This window comes from Heliomarina sp. (assembly GCF_052826185.1).
This window is the reverse complement of record NZ_JBRBUI010000053.1, coordinates 209,331-224,742: the sequence shown is the minus strand read 5'-3', so window position 1 is coordinate 224,742 and position 15,412 is coordinate 209,331. Positions and strand designations below refer to the sequence as shown.

General features: G+C 62.9%; 11 protein-coding genes. 9 read left to right on the top strand and 2 right to left on the bottom strand.

The window, feature by feature from the left end; all coding sequences use genetic code 11:
• Position 1 precedes the first annotated feature (1 nt).
• The gene (locus ACU0FH_RS17730; protein WP_446196023.1) at positions 2-805 is read right to left on the bottom strand and encodes an undecaprenyl-diphosphate phosphatase; all 804 of its coding nucleotides are present in this window, start codon (positions 803-805) and stop codon (positions 2-4) included.
• A gap of 231 nt (positions 806-1,036) precedes the next feature.
• Here ACU0FH_RS17730 and ACU0FH_RS17725 point away from each other — a divergent pair, with 231 nt between their 5' ends.
• The 5 genes from ACU0FH_RS17725 to ACU0FH_RS17705 all read left to right on the top strand — a co-directional run bounded on the left by ACU0FH_RS17725 (position 1,037) and on the right by ACU0FH_RS17705 (position 9,377).
• Positions 1,037-2,476, top strand: a complete 1,440-nt coding sequence (locus ACU0FH_RS17725; protein WP_446196021.1) for an NAD(P)-dependent oxidoreductase — start codon at positions 1,037-1,039, stop codon at positions 2,474-2,476.
• A gap of 139 nt (positions 2,477-2,615) precedes the next feature.
• The gene (locus ACU0FH_RS17720) at positions 2,616-3,053 is read left to right on the top strand and encodes a GFA family protein (RefSeq protein WP_446196019.1); all 438 of its coding nucleotides are present in this window, start codon (positions 2,616-2,618) and stop codon (positions 3,051-3,053) included.
• On the top strand, positions 3,050-3,478 hold the full coding sequence (locus tag ACU0FH_RS17715) for a GFA family protein (protein ID WP_446196017.1): 429 nt from the start codon (positions 3,050-3,052) through the stop codon (positions 3,476-3,478). The genes ACU0FH_RS17720 and ACU0FH_RS17715 overlap by 4 nt, the downstream gene beginning before the upstream one ends.
• Positions 3,475-8,007: a glutamate synthase large subunit gene (gltB, locus tag ACU0FH_RS17710; RefSeq protein ID WP_446196015.1), complete on the top strand. Its 4,533-nt coding sequence runs from the start codon at positions 3,475-3,477 to the stop codon at positions 8,005-8,007. The genes ACU0FH_RS17715 and gltB overlap by 4 nt, the downstream gene beginning before the upstream one ends.
• Before the next feature lie 374 nt (positions 8,008-8,381).
• Positions 8,382-9,377, top strand: coding sequence for a hypothetical protein (locus tag ACU0FH_RS17705; protein ID WP_446196013.1), 996 nt, complete (start codon positions 8,382-8,384; stop codon positions 9,375-9,377).
• Positions 9,378-9,576: 199 nt separating this feature from the next.
• On the opposite strand, the gene ACU0FH_RS17700 is transcribed toward ACU0FH_RS17705, so the two are convergent.
• Positions 9,577-10,437, bottom strand: coding sequence for a VPLPA-CTERM sorting domain-containing protein (locus tag ACU0FH_RS17700; protein ID WP_446196011.1), 861 nt, complete (start codon positions 10,435-10,437; stop codon positions 9,577-9,579).
• Positions 10,438-10,732: 295 nt separating this feature from the next.
• Here ACU0FH_RS17700 and mtgA point away from each other — a divergent pair, with 295 nt between their 5' ends.
• The 4 genes from mtgA to ACU0FH_RS17680 are packed head-to-tail and all read left to right on the top strand — an operon-like array spanning position 10,733 to position 15,346.
• Positions 10,733-11,479 (top strand): monofunctional biosynthetic peptidoglycan transglycosylase, encoded by a 747-nt coding sequence (gene mtgA, locus ACU0FH_RS17695; protein WP_446196009.1) that lies wholly within the window; start codon positions 10,733-10,735, stop codon positions 11,477-11,479.
• A gap of 55 nt (positions 11,480-11,534) precedes the next feature.
• Positions 11,535-12,200 carry an FtsZ-binding protein FzlA gene (gene fzlA, locus ACU0FH_RS17690; RefSeq protein ID WP_088632367.1) on the top strand — a complete coding sequence of 222 codons (666 nt, stop codon included), beginning with the start codon at positions 11,535-11,537 and terminating at the stop codon, positions 12,198-12,200.
• Positions 12,201-12,260: 60 nt separating this feature from the next.
• Positions 12,261-13,349, top strand: coding sequence for a tRNA epoxyqueuosine(34) reductase QueG (gene queG / locus ACU0FH_RS17685; protein ID WP_446196006.1), 1,089 nt, complete (start codon positions 12,261-12,263; stop codon positions 13,347-13,349).
• Positions 13,346-15,346: a hydantoinase/oxoprolinase N-terminal domain-containing protein gene (locus tag ACU0FH_RS17680; RefSeq protein ID WP_446196004.1), complete on the top strand. Its 2,001-nt coding sequence runs from the start codon at positions 13,346-13,348 to the stop codon at positions 15,344-15,346. Before queG ends, ACU0FH_RS17680 begins: the two co-directional genes overlap by 4 nt.
• Positions 15,347-15,412: the final 66 nt, after the last annotated feature.

Sequence of the window (15,412 nt, the reverse complement as noted above, 5' to 3'; positions counted from 1 at the left end):
CCTAGCTATAGGCGTAGACCAGCAGGACGACGCCCAGAATAACGCGGTAGATCACGTAGGGCGTAAAGCTGACGCTGCGCAGCAGGCGCATCATCAGCGTCAGCGCCAGCAGGGCGGAACCAAAGGCAAAAAGCGCAGCCAGCGCGGCGTCGTGAACCGCGCCGTAATTCGCTTCTTTGACCACATCCGCGCCCAGCAGGACCGCCGAGGCAAAGATCGTCGGAATCGACATCAGCATGGCCAGACGTGCGGCGTCTTCGCGGTTATAGCCCATCTGGCGCGCGCCGGTGATGGTGATGCCCGAGCGCGAGGTGCCCGGGATCAACGACACGGCCTGCCATAGACCCATTTTCAGCGCATCGCCCCAGGTCCAGTCAGAGGCGGTCTTGTGTTCGGCGCCGCGCTGGTCGGCCCAGTAAAGCACCAGCCCGAATATCAGCATGGTCCAGCCGATCACTGCCACCGAGCGCAGGGATTCGTCGATGCCGGTCAGGTGCAGGAAGGCACCGACAATAACGACCGGAATGGTCGCGATCACGAGGCCGAGGGCGAGTCGCGCGCCGGGCGTATCGACGCGCCCGCGAAGCAGGCGGCCCAGCCCGGCCAGCGCGCTGCGCACATCGCTCCAGAAATAAACGATCACTGCACCAAGCGTGCCGACATGCACCGCGACGTCGATCAACTGGCCCTGATCGTTCAGTCCGGTCAGGCCGGGGAGGAGGATCAGGTGGCCCGAGGATGAGATCGGCAGAAACTCGGTTATGCCCTGAATCAGGGCAATCAGGATTAGCTGAAACAAAGGCATGGTTGAAGGAGCCGGTATTTTGGAGCGGTTTCGAGAATCATGTATAAGTACCTAAATTAAATGGAAAGCGGACATTTAGGTCCGGTTTGATACCTAAAAAAGAGTTTTGATCGCCACTTTTTCTCCTTCGGTGGTCGAAAAACGTGAAATAGGTCAGCATAGCTGACTTTTCATCCTTTCATGCTTTGTTTAAATGATGCCGACTTCTTACCTTTTTCTGGAGACCGACTCGTGGCCAAACAGCCGATGCTCAAATTTGTCCAGATTGACCGGGATATGCCGGAGAAACGTGACGCTAATATGCGCCGCGAAGATTTTCATGAGATTTATGCCGAGTTCGCGGACGCAAAGGCCAAAGAACAGGCGAGCCGGTGCAGCCAGTGCGGCGTTCCTTATTGTCAAAGCCACTGCCCGCTGCAGAACAATATCCCCGACTGGCTGCGCCTGACCGCCGAAGGGCGGCTTCAGGAAGCCTATGAGGTCAGCCAGGCGACGAATACCTTCCCCGAGATCTGCGGCCGTATCTGCCCGCAGGACCGGCTTTGCGAAGGCAATTGCGTCATCGAACAGTCGGGTCATGGTACGGTCACCATCGGGTCTGTCGAAAAGTACATCACCGACACTGCCTGGGAAAAGGGCTGGGTCAAGCCCGCCAACCCGTCGCAGGAGCGCAAGGAAAGCGTGGGCATCATCGGCGCGGGCCCTGGCGGTCTGGCGGCGGCGGATGTGCTGCGTCGCGCCGGCGTGCAGGTCACGATCTATGATCGCTATGACCGCGCGGGCGGGTTGATGACCTATGGCATCCCGGGCTTCAAGCTGGAAAAAGACGTGGTGATGCGACGCAATGACCAGCTTGAACAGGGCGGCGTGACCTTCAGGCTGAACTGCACCGTGGGTGAGGATATTTCTTTCGAGGAAATCCGCGAGGCCCATGATGCGGTGATCATCGCCACCGGCGTTTATAAATCGCGCGAGTTGGGCGGGCCGGGCAGCGGGGCCACGGGCATCGAGCGGGCAATCGATTTCCTGACCGCGTCCAACCGCAAGAGCTTTGGCGACGAGGTTGAAGATTTCACCAATGGCCGGATGAATGCCGAGGGTAAGAAGGTCGTCGTGATCGGCGGCGGCGACACGGCGATGGACTGCGTGCGGACCTCGATCCGTCAGGGTGCGACGAGCGTCAAGTGTCTTTACCGTCGCGACCGGGCGAATATGCCGGGCAGCCAGCGCGAAGTGGCCAATGCCGAGGAAGAAGGTGTTGTTTTTGAATGGCTTTGCGCGCCCAAGGGCTTTGTATCCGAAGGCGACAAGGTCAGCGGCGTGATGGTGCAGAAGATGCGTCTGGGCGCGCCGGATGCCTCGGGCCGTCAGGCACCCGAAGTGATTGAGGGCGCGGATTACGTCGAAGAGGCGGATCTGGTCATCAAGGCGCTTGGGTTCGAGCCCGAAGACCTGCCGAAGCTCTGGGATCAGCCGGAATTGACCGTGACCAACTGGGGTACGATCCGGGCCGAGTTCACCACCGGGCAGACCTATCTGCCGGGCGTATACGCGGTGGGCGATATCGTGCGCGGCGCGTCGCTGGTGGTCTGGGCCATTCGTGACGGTCGCGACTGCGCCGACGCGATCCTGCGGCAGTTCGGAAGCCCGGTTGCAGTAGCGGCGGAATGAGAGAAACCGGGGGGTGATCGCCGTACACAGGCCGTACACCCCCTGTACACCGCCGCGCTGCGGCATCTGAAATACCCAAGCGTCACAAGGTCAGCGTTGCGGACCCGGTTGGCGAGACCCAGGCAAACGGATCAGTGACATGACGAAGCGGACCGGAAAATGCATGTGTGGCGCGGTGGAATTCACGGCGCAGGACGTCCCCGAGGGGTTCGGCATCTGTCATTGCGAGATGTGCCGCCGATGGACGGGATCCGCCTTGATGGCGGTTTCGGTGCCGGTCAAGGGCGTGACATGGAAGGGCGAGGCGCATGTGCGCACGCTGCAGAGTTCCGACTGGGCCGAGCGGGCGTGGTGCCAGCGCTGCGGTACGGGTCTGTATTATCACGTCACCGCCGATGGTCCGATGACCGAGAATTACGAGATTCCGATAGGGCTGTTCGATGACACCGAGGGTCTGGTCCTGAAGCGCGAGATTTACATCGACCACAAGCCGTCCTGTTTTGACATCGCGGGCGATCATCAGCGCATGACTCGCAGCGAAGTGATGAAGATGTTCGGTATCGAGGACGACGCGTGAGCGAGGCGGTGCAACATGGACGCTGCCTGTGTGGTGCGGTGACGGTCTCGGGCCGTCTGGGACAGGACATGAGCGCCTGTTTCTGCACGATGTGCACGCGCTGGAGCGGCACCGTGCAGATGGGCATCGATGCCCCGGCGAACACGGTTGTCGTCAATGGCCCGGTCAAGACCTATCGTTCGTCCCCGTTTTCGGAACGCGCCTGGTGCGACACCTGCGGGTCGGCGCTCTGGTTGCGTGACGACGGTGGCGATTATGAATTCGTACCCGGCCTGTTCGAAAATGCCGGGGGCGGACGGCTGACGCGTATCGTCTATGCCGACCGAAAACCGGACGGCTGGGACATTGCCGATGGGCCCACGCGGGTAACCGCCGCCGAATACGAAGAGAAACACCCGTTTATACCCGAAGGAGAAATGCCATGACTGCGTATGATGAGAACTGGGTGCGCGCGGAAGAAACCAAGCGCAAGTGGATGGCAGAGAATTCGCTCTATACCGAAGAGAGCGAGCATTCCTCCTGCGGGGTGGGGCTTGTCGTGTCGGTGGATGGCTCGAAAAGCCGCAAGGTCGTGGAATCCGGGATCAAGGCGCTAAAGGCGATCTGGCACCGGGGCGCGGTGGACGCGGATGGCAAGACAGGCGATGGCGCGGGTATCCATGTGCAGATCCCGGTGCCGTTCTTCTATGACCAGATCAAGCGGACCGGCCATGAACCGCGTCAGGACGAGCTGATCGCCGTTGGGCAGGTGTTCCTGCCCCGGACCGATTTCGGCGCGCAGGAGACCTGCCGGACCATCGTGGAATCCGAAGTGCTGCGGATGGGGTATTACATCTATGGCTGGCGCCACGTGCCGGTGGATGTGACCTGTCTGGGTGAAAAGGCCAACGCGACCCGGCCCGAGATCGAGCAGATCATCATTTCGAACGCCAAGGGCGTGGACGAAGAAACTTTTGAACGCGAGCTGTACGTGATCCGTCGCCGGATCGAGAAGGCCGCCGCCGCTGCAGGTGTCGGGCAGCTCTATATCGCGTCGCTGTCCTGCCGGTCGATCATCTACAAGGGCATGATGCTGGCCGAGCAGGTCGCGGTTTTCTACCCCGACCTGATGGACGAACGCTTTGAGAGCGCCTTTGCGATCTATCACCAGCGCTATTCGACCAATACCTTCCCGCAGTGGTGGCTGGCGCAGCCGTTCCGGATGCTGGCTCATAACGGCGAGATCAACACGCTCAAGGGCAACACCAATTGGATGAAGAGCCATGAGATCCGCATGGCGTCGTCGACCTTTGGCGATATGGCCGAGGATATCAAACCGATCATCGCGGGCGGGTCTTCGGACTCGGCGGCGCTGGATTCGGTGTTCGAGGTGCTGGTGCGCGCGGGTCGTAATGCGCCGATGGCCAAGACCATGCTGGTGCCGGAGTCGTGGTCCAAGCAGGCGGTGGAGCTGCCCGAGGCTTGGCGCGACATGTATTCCTACTGCAACTCGGTGATGGAACCGTGGGACGGCCCGGCCGCGCTGGCAATGACAGACGGGCGCTGGGTTTGCGGTGGTCTTGACCGGAACGGTCTGCGCCCGATGCGCTATGTGGTGACGGGCGACGGTCTGCTGATCGCCGGGTCCGAAGCGGGCATGGTGCCGATCGACGAATCCACCGTGGTGGAAAAGGGCGCGCTGGGCCCGGGCCAGATGATCGCGGTCGACATGCAGGACGGCAAGCTGTTCCACGATGTCGAGATCAAGGACCGGCTGGCCGCCGCGCAGCCGTTCGGCGAGTGGGTCGGCAAGATCAACGATGCGGACGAGGTGCTGGCCGGGGTCAGTGAAAAGCCGCTGTTCACCGGCGAAGAGCTGCGCCGCCGTCAGATCGCGGCGGGTTACACCATCGAAGAGCTGGAACAGATCCTGTCGCCGATGGCCGAGGACGGCAAGGAAGCGCTGGCCTCGATGGGGGATGACACGCCGAGTGCGGTTCTTTCCAAGAAGTACCGCCCGCTGAGCCATTTCTTCCGTCAGAACTTCTCTCAGGTCACTAACCCGCCGATTGACAGCTTGCGCGAATTCCGCGTGATGAGCCTCAAGACCCGGTTCGGCAACCTCAAGAACGTGCTGGACGAGGACAGCAGCCAGACCGAGATCGTGGTGCTGGAAAGCCCGTTCATCGGCAATGCGCAGTTCGAGGCGCTGACCACGCAGTTCAACGCGCCGATGACGGTGATCGACTGTACCTTTGAGCCGGGCGAGAGGGCGCTGCACGGCGCGCTGGCGCGGATACGGTCCGAGGCCGAGGACGCGGTGCGTTCCGGTGCCGGGCATATCGTGCTGACCGATCAGGAGTCGGGCGAGGGCCGCGTCGCGATGCCGATGATCCTTGCCACCAGCGCGGTGCACAGCCACCTGACGCGCAACGGGCTGCGGACCTTCTGTTCGCTGACCGTGCGTTCGGCCGAATGTATCGACCCGCATTATTTCGCGGTGCTGATCGGCTGCGGCGCGACCGTGGTTAACGCCTATCTCGCCGAGGATTCCATTGCCGACCGGATCGAACGCGGGCTGATCGACGGGCCGCTGACCGAGGCGGTTATGCGCTATCGCGATGCCATCGATGCCGGTCTTCTCAAGATCATGGCCAAGATGGGGATTTCGGTCGTGTCGTCGTACCGGGGCGGGCTGAATTTCGAGGCTGTGGGCCTGAGCCGTGCGATGTGCAACGAATACTTCCCCGGCATGACCAGCCGGATCAGCGGCATTGGTGTCAGCGGCATCCAGCGCAAGGCCGAAGAGGTGCATGCGCTGGGCTGGACCTCGGGCCTGACCACGCTGCCCATCGGGGGTTTCTACAAGGCGCGCGCCAGTGGCGAGACCCATGCCTGGGAAGCGACCTCGATGCATATGCTGCAAATGGCCTGCAACAAGGCGTCCTACGAGCTGTGGAAACAGTATTCGCGCAAGATGCAGAGCAATCCGCCGATCCACCTGCGCGATCTGCTCGACATCAAGCCGCTGGGCAAACCGGTGCCGATCGAAGAGGTCGAAAGCATCACCTCGATCCGCAAGCGGTTCGTGACGCCGGGCATGTCGCTTGGGGCGCTGTCGCCCGAGGCGCATAAGACGCTGAACGTGGCGATGAACCGGATCGGGGCTAAATCCGACAGTGGCGAGGGCGGCGAAGATCCGGCGCATTTCGTGCCGGAGCCGAATGGCGACAATCCGTCGGCCAAGATCAAGCAGGTCGCGTCGGGGCGTTTCGGTGTCACCGCCGAATACCTGAACCAGTGCGAAGAGCTTGAGATCAAGGTCGCGCAGGGGGCCAAGCCCGGCGAGGGCGGCCAGTTGCCGGGGATGAAAGTCACCGACCTTATCGCGCGTCTGCGCCATTCGACCAAGGGCGTGACGCTGATTTCACCACCGCCGCACCACGATATCTATTCTATCGAGGATCTGGCGCAGCTCATCTATGACCTCAAGCAGATCAACCCGCGCTGCAAGGTGACGGTAAAGCTGGTCGCTTCTTCGGGCGTGGGCACGATTGCTGCAGGTGTGGCCAAGGCCAAGGCCGACATTATCCTGATCTCGGGCCATAACGGCGGCACCGGGGCTTCTCCGGCCACGTCCATCAAATACGCGGGTCTGCCGTGGGAGATGGGCCTGACCGAAGCGCATCAGGTGCTGGCGATGAACAAGCTGCGCGAACGGGTGACGCTGCGCACCGACGGTGGTCTGCGGACGGGCCGTGACATCGTGATGGCGGCGATGATGGGGGCCGAGGAGTTCGGCATCGGCACCGCCGCGCTGATCGCGATGGGCTGCATCATGGTGCGTCAGTGCCAGTCGAACACCTGCCCGGTGGGCGTCTGTACGCAGGACGAGGCGCTGCGCGGCAAGTTCACCGGCTCGGCGGACAAGGTTGTCAACCTGATCACCTTCTACGCCACCGAAGTGCGCGAGCTGCTGGCCGCCATCGGTGCCCGGTCGCTGGATGAGGTGATCGGCCGTGCGGATCTGCTGGCGCAGGTCAGCCGCGGGTCGGCGCATCTGGACGATCTCGACCTCAACCCGCTGCTGATCACGGTCGATGGGGCCTCGCGCATCCGCTATGACCGCGAGAAAGAGCGCAACTTCGTGCCCGATACGCTGGATGCGGAAATCGTGCGTGACGCGGCGCGCTTCCTCAAGGATGGCGAGAAGATGCAGCTTTCCTACGCGGTGCAGAACACGCACCGGACGGTGGGCACCCGCACCTCGAGCCTGATTGTGCAGAATTTCGGGATGCGCAACGCCTTCCAGAACGACCACCTGACGGTAAAGCTGCAAGGCTCGGCCGGGCAGTCGCTGGGGGCCTTTGCCGCGCCGGGTCTGAAGCTGGAAGTGTCAGGCGACGCGAACGACTATGTCGGCAAGGGACTGTCTGGCGGTACGATTGTCGTGCGTCCACCGATGGCCAGCCCGCTGAAGGCGAGCGAGAACACCATCATCGGCAACACTGTTCTGTACGGGGCGACCGACGGATATCTCTTTGCGGCCGGTCGGGCGGGCGAGCGTTTCGCGGTCCGTAACTCGGGTGCCAAAGTGGTGATCGAGGGCTGTGGGTCGAACGGGTGTGAATACATGACCGGCGGCGTGGCCGTGATCCTTGGTGAGATCGGTGCGAACTTTGGCGCCGGGATGACCGGCGGGATGGCCTATCTGTACGATCCCGAGGGCAAGGCCACGACGATGATGAACCTTGAAACGCTGGTCACCTGCCCGGTGACGGTGCCGCACTGGGAGTTGCAGCTCGAAGAGCTGATCGAGCGCCATGTGGCCGAGACCAACAGCCTCAAGGGTGCCGATATCCTCCAGCATTGGGATCTGGAAAAGCAGAACTTCCTTCAGGTCTGCCCGAAAGAGATGCTGAACCACCTTGCTGCGCCGCTGAGCCTTGAGCAGGGGGCCATTCCGGCAGAGTGACGGATCAAGGATAGAGGATGGGAAGGGGCCGCTGTTGCGGCCCTTTTTTTCATGTGTCCTGTGTCGGGTGCGGTTGCGGAAGTGCAGTCGACGACTTCGATGAGTTCAGGCGTTTTGCGCGATTTGCAGGCGCCAGCATCACTGTTGTGAAAATATACATGGATTGCGTTTAGGTAAACTTGCCTGTTCATGTTTACACTTATAGGGGAATTAAATTATCCTTTCCCCGCATGCGTAAACGCATGTGTCGGGTCCCGGCGCTGTCGGGGCCGAGAGAGAGGCAGCGGTCGCGGCGTGCAGACATTGCGCCGCTGCCGGATAGGTTTCACCGCGCATGAGATCGTCATCATGCCCAGAGAATGCACGAGTATCCCATGAAAGAGTTTGACCTGATCCACATCGGCCATGGCAAATGCCTGTCGACCTTCATGCAGGAACGCTGGAACCGGTCGGATCGTTACAACTTTTTCAACGGTGTTACCACGGGGGATGCGCTCTCCAAGGCGTTCATGGCCGGGGCACGGTCGTCAGAGGGTCAGAAGATCGACATCAACCTGAGCACAGATAAGCCCAATGTGCTGTCCTATGAATGCTTTACCTATTTCGGCTGCGCGGAGGATACACCGGAAGAGTACCGGCATCTGACGCTTGAACGGCAGGCATTCATTGCGGCAACGCTGTCGCATCTTTCGCGGACGGCCTTGTTGATCCTGCGGAATCCCGTCGACTGGATCAGGTCGGCGCATGCGCAATACATCAAATATGGCGGGTCCCTGAACCTTCAGGGATATTTCACCGCCTTTCGCACGCCTTTGCTGGATAATCTGCGGCTGGACCAAATTCTGCCGATTTGGCGCGACAACGGGTTCGAGCCGGTGGTGCTGGCGATGGAGGATTATACGCGCGATCCGGAAAGGTTCTGGCGCCAGTACGAAACCCTCACAGAGCTTCCGGCGCCACAGGATGTCGCGACGGATGCGCAGAGCGACAACCGCACGGACCACGGCAATCTGGAAACTCGGGCGGCCACCAATGCTTTGATCGATACGCTGATCGGCGCGATGGAGCGGAACCAGTTGTACAAGAACAGTCCGCCGCATCAGAAAGAGCTGGAATCGCTATCCACTGTGAACGAACATTTCCGGAGATGGACCCTGCGCCGGGCTTTCGAAGCAATGGGCGAAGAGGAGTTCGACGACCTCCGGTCCCAGCTTGCGCTGAGCGAAGATGAGAGTTTTCGAGAACTGGCGCTTGAACCAGCGGACGCCGATCTGCTGGCGCAATGCTATCTTGAGCCGCTGCGGGAATTTTCGGCGTTCGAGCCTTACGTCGAGAGCTATCGCAAGAGCTTGATCGCAGCGGCGGCGTAAACGGTCGCAGAGATCTTGTCGGGGGCACTGCCCGTGCGGCGGGTCGGATATTTTCCGTCCCAGGCGTTGCGCTGATAAGAGCGGCACTTGCCGCGAGCGAGCTTTGGTCGTGCGCACATGGTCTGACGGCAGGCCGATGCAGAAAAACCAAATAGCCAAGGGCCGCGTTGCGCGGCCCTTGGTCTGGATGATCAGGCGATCATGCCTTGCGCCGGCGGCGACGCAGAACGGCGATCCCGCCGAAGGCGGCCGCCAGCATCGGCAGCGAGGCAGGCAGCGGCACGGGCGTTGTCGCGTTCACGACGACATTGATGCCAGTCGAGGCGACCGAGTTGCCATCGTAGAACGCTTCGAATTCGATGCGGTAATTGCCGGCTACCGTCGGATCGAATGTGCTGAGCGGTGACATGAAGAAGCCGTCGGTCGGTTCGTTGAAGAACTCATAATTCCACGAGTTCTGTGCGACAGAGGACGTACCGAGAAGAGCGGCATATTCCGACGGGCTGGCCGCGACGATACCAGCGCCATTGGCGGTTGTCATATTGCCCAGTGCATGGTCCCAGTAGGGTTGGTTGATCGGGTCGAAAGTGAAGAAATTGGTTCCCGCGCCCGCGTCACCGTCGATACGCATTTCATAGGTGAGCGCGTTCAGACTGGTGTTGTTTGCAGAAGGAAAGGCGAAAGCGAGTTCTGTCGCGACGCTCCAATCAAAGCTCCAGACCGGGGTGGTCGGGCTGTTGGGGTCCCAGCCGAAACCGCCGGGTGCCGCGCCCGCGTCGAAGGTGTAGGTGTCGACGCCGTCGTAGTTATAGGTGGCGCTGGGCGCATTGTTTTCGTCAAAGCGGAGCTTGGCGCGCAGGCCGACTTCCAGTTTGGCGTCCGGGCCTGTGATGTTGGGTCCGTTATAGGCCCCTGTTCCCACGGTGAAGCTGCCATTTGCATTGCCCGACCCGAAGATGACGTTTGGCGTGATTTCTGCCGCCTGCGCCGTGCCGGCGGTCAGACCGAGAGCGATGAGTCCGGCATACCCGGCCGATACTATTCCTGTTGGTTTGGTCATTTTGTCCCCAAAATTCTGGTTTTCGTCAATCTGGCCACCGTATGGCAAAAGGTGGTCATCTCAATGTTTTTTCAGCAGTTTTTTGTTTTGAGAGCGAAATAACTGGCCGATTACAACCATACGTTTCTTGGTTTTCGACTTTACGTTCGTCAGGGCTGAGCCGGGAAACAATGTGGTTCGGTTTCGTCAGGTTTTTTGATTCGATGACCTGCCATGTCTGCGTTTCGTGGTCTGTTCGGGTTGTGGTCTCTGTTAAGCTCTTCCCCGGGGCGGCGTCTGCGCGTATTGCTGGGGCATGGCAAGTAAGACCTCATCGGCACGCAAGAAAAAACCCTCGGCAAAGACCGGGGGGAAGACCCGGAAACAGCGCAGTCTGAAAGGCTGGCTGTGGTTTGTGGCCACGCGCGCAGTGCTGGTGGCGGTGGGCTTGGCGCTGTTCGTGGTGCTGCTTTATACCGTGGTCAATCCGCCGATCACCCATACGATCTGGGCAGAGCAGCGGCGGCTGGGCTCGGTCGAGCGGGAGTGGGTCGCGATCGAGGATGTGGCCCCCGAGATGGCGCGCGCCGTGGTCGCGGCAGAGGACGCGAATTTCTGCCTGCACTGGGGGTTCGACGTGGAGGCGATCCGCAAGGCGTGGGACGCGGGGGCGGCGCGGGGCGGGTCGACGATAAGCCAGCAAGTGGTGAAGAATGTCTATCTCTGGCAGGGGCGGAGTTGGATCCGAAAGGCGCTGGAGGCGGGTCTGACGCCGCTGGTCGAGGTGATCTGGTCGAAGCGGCGTATCGTCGAGGTCTACCTGAACGTCGCCGAGATGGGTGACGGGGTGTTCGGGGTGGCGGCGGCCTCGGAGCGCTATTTCGACCGGGCGCCGGATAAGCTGACCGCGCAGCAGGCCTCGCTGATCGCGGCGATCCTGCCGAATCCGCGCGAACGGTCCGTCACGCAGCCGTCGTCATTCGTCCGCAAGCGGGCGGCGTCGGTCCGGGAGGGGGCGGCCACCATTCGCGCAGATGGGCGGGCGGCCTGTTTCGAGGATTGAAAATCCCTGCCGCAACAGGCATTGCTGGTGAGGCTTTACTGTAACCAGGATCATCATGGCCCGACTGTTTCACGTCCCCCTTTCCCCCTTTTGCCGCAAGGTGCGTCTGAGCCTTGCCGAGAAGAAAATAGAAGTGGAGCTGGTCGAGGAGCGCTATTGGGAGGCGGATCCGGATTTCCTGCGCCGCAACCCGGCGGCCAAGGTACCGGTGCTGAAGCTGGATGGCAGGATCATGGCCGAGTCCGCGGCGATCTGCGAATATATCGAGGAGACCCGGCCTGAGCCCGCGCTGATGCCGAAAGATGCCGAGGGGCGGCTGGAAGTGCGTCGGCTGGTGGGCTGGTTCGACGACAAGTTCCATAACGAGGTGACGTCGAAGCTGCTGTATGAGCGGGTCAACAAGAAGGTGACCGGCGCGGGCTATCCGGACAGCAAGAACGTCAAGGCCGGGGCCAAGGCGATCAAGTATCACCTCGACTACATGGCCTGGCTTCTGGATCACCGGCGCTGGCTGGCGGGGGACAGCATGACGCTGGCCGATTTCGCCGCTGCCGCGCATCTGTCCTCGCTGGATTACATTTCGGACGTGGACTGGAACCGGTCGGCGGCGGTCAAGGACTGGTATGCGAAGATCAAGTCGCGCCCTGCCTTCCGGTCTATCCTCGCCGATCAGATCCCCGGTTTCCGGCCACCGCCGCATTATGCCGATCTCGATTTCTGAAAAGGGGGCTCTGCCCCCGTCCTGCGGACTCCCCCGGGATATTTTTGACCCAAAGAAGCCATGGATGTTCTGAAGGAGCAGCTTGTGGCGCAGGCCCTGCGCGAAGGTTTTGTGGCCTGTCGTGTGTGCCGTCCTTGGGATGTGCCGGAGGTTGCCGGACGGCTGTCGGCGTTTCTGGAGGCTGGGTATCACGGGCAGATGGGCTGGCTGGAAGAGCGGTCGCATTGGCGGGGCGATCCTGCGGCGCTCTGGCCCGACGCGCGGTCGGTGATCATGCTGGCGGAGAGCTATACGCCGGAAGTCGATCCCCGGGAGGTACTGGCGCGGCGGGAGCGCGCGGCGATTTCGGTCTATGCGCAGAACCGCGATTATCATGATCTGGTGAAGAAGCGTCTGAAGCGGCTGGCGCGCTGGCTGATCGAGGCGTCGTCCAAAGGCGGGTGCCGGGACGGCGAGGGGCGCTGGGTGTCTTTTCCGGAGATGGGGGCGCCGGAAGTGAAGGTGTTTGTTGATACCGCACCGGTGCCGGAGAAGGCGCTGGGGCAGGCGGCGGGTCTGGGCTGGCAGGGCAAGCACACCAACCTCTTGAGCCGGGACTGGGGGAACTGGGCGTTTCTCGGCTCGGTCTTTACGACGCTGGAATTGCCGGTGGACGAGGCGGAGCGGGATCATTGCGGATCCTGCCGGGCCTGTCTGGACGCCTGTCCGACCGATGCTTTCCCCGCGCCCTACCGGATGGATGCGCGGCGTTGCATTTCCTATCTGACAATCGAGCATAAGGGGCCGGTGGCGCCGGAGTTGCGTGAGAAGATGGGCAACCGGATCTATGGCTGCGACGATTGCCTGGCGGCCTGCCCGTGGAACAAGTTCGCGGTGGCGGCAAGCGATATGCGCTATGCGGCGCGGGAGGATCTGGTGGCGCCAAGGCTGGCCGAACTGGCGGTGCTGGACGATGCGGGGTTTCGGGCGATGTTTTCCGGCTCGCCCATAAAGCGGATCGGGCGGGACCGGTTCGTACGTAATGTCTTGTACGCGATCGGTAATTCCGGAGAGGTCGCGTTGCTGGAGGTGGCGCGCGGGCTGGTCGGGGACGGTGATGAAGCAGTGGCCGATGCGGCCGTCTGGGCGGTGGAGAGGTTGCAGGCATGACGATCTTGCTGGGGGTGGATACGGGCGGCACCTATACGGATGCCGTTTTGCTGCGCGGTGAGGACGAGGTGATCGCGAGCGCCAAGGCGCTGACCACGCGGCAGGATCTGGCCATCGGCGTGGGCGAGGCGGTGCGGGCGGTTCTGGGAAAGGCCGGGGTGACGGCGGCGGAGGTTTCGCTGGCCTCGCTGTCCACGACGCTGGCGACGAATGCGCTGGTCGAGGGGCAGGGCGGGCGTGTGGGGCTGATATACATCGGGTTTCGTGAGGAGGATCTGGCGCGCCACGGGCTCGCAGAGGTCCTGCGGGGCGATCCCTCGGTGGTTCTGTTCGGGGGGCATGATCATGCGGGGGGCGCGGTGTGCCCCCTGGACGTGGCGGGATTGCGCGGCTTTCTGGATGAGGTCTCGGGCGGGGTATCGGCCTTTGCCGTGGCCGGGCAGTTCGCCACGCGTAACCCGGGGCATGAGATCGAGGCGGCGCGGGTGATTGCCGAGGTGACCGGGCTGCCGGTGACCTGCTCGCATCAGCTCTCGGCCAAGTTGAACGGGCCGAAACGGGCGGTGACGGCGGTGCTGAATGCGCGGCTGGTGGGGATGATCGACCGGCTCATCGGGCGGGCGCAGGATGTACTCGGCGAGATCGGGGTGACGGCGCCGATGATGGTGGTGCGTGGCGACGGGGCGCTGATGTCGGCGGAGCAGGCGCGGCTGCGGCCCATCGAGACGATCCTGAGCGGCCCGGCGGCCAGCCTTGTCGGCGCGCGCTGGCTCACCGGGGCGGAGACCGCGCTGGTGTCGGATATCGGCGGGACGACGACCGATGTGGCAATGCTGCGGGAAGGGCGGCCCTTGATCGATCCGGGCGGGGCGCGGGTTGGCGGGCATCGCACGATGGTCGAAGCGGTGGCGATGCGCACCACGGGACTGGGCGGGGACAGCCAGGTGCATGTTGAGGTCGAGGGGCTGCGCGGCGGAGTGCGGCTGGGGCCTCGGCGGCTGGTGCCGGTGGCGCTGATGGCGCGGGAGGCGCCGGAGGTGGTGCATCGCGCTCTGGAGGCGCAGCTGCGGGCGCAGAGCGTTGGCGAATATGACGGTCGGTTCCTGCGGACGGTGCCGGGTCTGCCTGCGGGCGGCTTAAGCGCGCGGGAGGAGGCCTTGCTGGAACGGATCGAGGGCGTGCAGCCGATGGGCGCGGTTCTGCGCACGCGGATGGAGCAGGGCGCGCTGGGCCGGCTGGTGGATCGCGGTTTGGTGCAGGTCGCGGGCGTGACGCCCTCGGATGCGTCGCATGTGCTGGGGCGGCTTGACGCGTGGGACGGGACGGCGGCGGAAAAGGCGCTGACCCTGATGGCGCGGCGACGGATTGGGTCCGGCGAACGCTTGGCCACGGATGCCGGTGCGCTGGCGCGGATGATCGTGGACCAGTTGACGGAACAGACCGCTTTGGCCCTGTTAGAGGCTGCTATTGCCGAAGAGGGCGAGGCGTTTGACGCGGCGCCCGAGGTTCTGGCACGGCATGAATTGATGGCGCGGGCGCTTGCGGGGCATCGCGGTGTGCTGGCGCTGGAGGCGCGGCTGAACGTGGATGTGATCGGGCTGGGGGCGTCGGCCCCGGCCTATTACCCGGCGGTGGGGGAACGGCTGGGGTGCCGGATGATCCTGCCGGAACATGCGGGCGTGGCGAATGCGATTGGCGCGGTTGTCGGGCGGGTGACGGTGCGCCGGTCCGGGACGGTGACCTGCCCGGCCGAAGGGCGGTTTCGGGTGCATCTCGCGGAGGGGCCGGAGGATTTCGCGGAATCCGAGACGGCGATGGTGCGGCTTGAGGAGGTCTTGCGCGACGAGGCGCTGGCGGCGGCAAGCGGGGCCGAGGGCGTGCAGATCACGGTCACGCGGGATGTGCGGGTGGCGCAGGCCGAGGCGCGCGAGGTGTTTGTTGAGGCGGTGGTGACAGTAGAGGCGAGCGGGCGGCCCCGGGTGGCGGCGGAGGCTTAGGGGCCTCTTTTCGACATGCACTGTGGTCGGTTGAGGGGTGGCCCGAGCCTGGGTGGGCGCGTGGTT